Origin of the sequence: Methanosphaera sp. WGK6 (assembly GCF_001729965.1) — an archaeon.
In the GTDB taxonomy this organism is placed as follows: Archaea; Methanobacteriota; Methanobacteria; order Methanobacteriales; family Methanobacteriaceae; genus Methanosphaera.
Genome location: NZ_JRWK01000036.1, coordinates 1 through 577, shown reverse-complemented (window position 1 = coordinate 577; position 577 = coordinate 1). Strand labels below are relative to the sequence as shown.

At 28.8% G+C, this 577-nt stretch carries 1 rRNA gene; it reads left to right on the top strand.

The window, feature by feature from the left end:
• Positions 1–430 precede the first annotated feature (430 nt).
• Positions 431–577: ribosomal RNA gene (locus NL43_RS08395) — 23S ribosomal RNA — on the top strand; the annotation flags it as partial.

Genomic DNA, 577 nt, shown 5'->3' with positions numbered 1-577 from the left:
AATATACAATTTAAAGATATTGTTTACATTAGTTTAACAGTATAATTCATTATTTTTAATAATTAATTAAAAATAATTTTTTGTGCAACTTACATTTTAACAGATGCTAAGTGAAGAGATGAATTATAATACTTACTTAAGTATTAGAAGATTAATCATCGTTTATATGTACTATCCAGTATAAGCATTAAAACTAATAGTATGTTCATTACTGGCACTAACTAACTAGAGTATGATTGAAAGAGTTAATCTTGAGTAAATTTCTGTGGTTAATTAGATGTTGTGTAAGAAGAATAGTATTCAATGGTTTACTTATAATAAATATGATAAGATTTGCTTATATTTTGCTTTGTTTGAATTGTTAATATCTACTACAGATAGGAAAACAAATATATAACTGTTTTTTTGTCGCTAATATATAACATGAAATTTTGTGTTATACTTATGCCATCTGGGGGATGGCTAGGCTCAAGATTAACTTATGAAGGTCGTGGCAAGCTGCGATAAGCCTTGGCGAGGAGCATGCATCCGTTGAACCAGGGATTGCCGAATGAGATTCTTAATATCCTTTACCGGG